Origin of the sequence: Salinisphaera sp. G21_0, assembly GCF_017744115.1 — a bacterium.
GTDB lineage: Bacteria > Pseudomonadota > Gammaproteobacteria > Pseudomonadales > Endozoicomonadaceae > Endozoicomonas.
Genome location: NZ_JAGHQW010000157.1, coordinates 1 through 1,719, shown reverse-complemented (window position 1 = coordinate 1,719; position 1,719 = coordinate 1). Strand labels below are relative to the sequence as shown.

Below are 1,719 nucleotides of genomic sequence, written 5' to 3'. Positions count from 1 at the left end.
GATGCAATAATATTCAAGTGCAACCAAAAACCTGAAGCCAGTGATATTGGTGCTCAGGAAATCACTAACTTGCTGTGGGCGATGGCGAAACTGGTGGACAACGGGCAGGAACTAACACCAGGGCTCAACGAGGCCGTGGCCGTGTTGTTGCCGAACGCACAGAAAGACCAATTTATTCCTCAGCATATTGCCAACCTGCTGTGGGCCATGGCGAAACTGGTGGACAAGGGGCTGGAGCGCACAGCAGAGCTCAAAGAGGCTGTGGTCGTGTTGTTGCCCCACGTAAACGCACTGAAAGCTAACTTTAAACCACAGGGCATTGCCAACCTGCTGTGGGCCATGGCGAAACTGGTGGACAACGGGCCAGAGCGGACACCTGGGCTCAACGAGGCCGTGGCCGCCCTGTTGCCCCTCGTGAACGCACAGAAAAACCAATTTACTCCTCAGCATATCGCCAACCTGCTGTGGGCCATGGCGAAACTGGTGGACAATGAGCAAGAGTGGACACCTGGGCTCAACGAGGCCGTGGCAGCGCTGCTGCCCCAAGTGAACACACAGAAAGACCAATTTAATGCCCAGGGTATCGCCAACCTGCTGTGGGCCATGGCGAAACTGGTGGACAACGGGCTGGAGCGGTTACCAGAGCTCAACCAGGCCGTAGCCGCCCTGTTGCCCCTCATGAACGCACAGAAAAAACAAATTAATGCCCAGGGCATTGTCAACCTGATGTGGTCCATGGCGAAACTGGTGAACAACGGGCTGGAGCGGACACCGGGGCTCAAAGAGGCGGTGGTCACACTGTTACCCCACGTGAGCGCACAGAAAGACCAATTTAATCCCCAGGGAATCGCCAACCTGCTGTGGGCCATAGCGAAACTGGTGGACAACGGGCAGGAGCAGACACCAGGGCTGAACGCGGCCGTGGCCGCGTTGTTGCCCCATGTGAACGCACAGCAAAACCAATTTATTCCTCAGCATATCTCCAACCTGCTGTGGGCCATGGCGAAACTGGTGGACAACGGGCAGGAGCAAACACCAGAACTCAAAGAGGCTGTGGCCGCGCTGTTGCCCTGCGTGAACACACAGAGAGACCAATTTAATCCTCAGGATATCGCCATCCTTCTGTGGACCATGGCGAAACTGGTGGACAACGGGCAGAAACGGACACCAGATCTCAACGAGGCCGTGGCCGTGCTGTTGCCCCACGTAAACGCACAGAAAGCTAACTTTACACCACAGGTAATCGCCAACCTGCTGTGGGCCATGGCGAAACTGGTGGACAACGGGCTGGAACCGACACCAGAGTTCAAAGAGGCCGTAGCCGCGCTGTTGCCCAGCGTGAACGCACAGAAAGACCAATTTAATGCCCAGGACATCGCCAACCTGCTGTGGGCCATGGCAAAACTGGTGGACAACGGGTACGAACAGACACAAGAGTGCAATGAAGCGGTGGCTGCGCTGTTGACCTGCGTGATCGTACAAAAAGCCAACTTTAACCCACAGGCAATCACCAACCTGCTGTGGGCCATGGCGAAGCTGGTGGACAACGGGCTGGAGCAAACACCAGAGCTCAAAGAAGCTGTTGCCGCACAGTTGCTCCACGTGAATGCACAGAAGGACCAATTTAATGCCCAGGGTATTGCCAACCTGCTGTGGGCCACGGCCAAACTGGGTGAATTCGTTGAGCTGAACGTGTCTACCTCTACGTTCGAATCGCTC

1 protein-coding gene is annotated in these 1,719 nt (G+C 55.8%); it reads left to right on the top strand.

Going from position 1 to position 1,719, the window contains the following annotated elements:
• Positions 1-1,719, top strand: a 1,719-nt coding sequence (locus J7439_RS25360) for a DUF1601 domain-containing protein (protein WP_209204841.1), incomplete at both ends; no start/stop codon positions are given.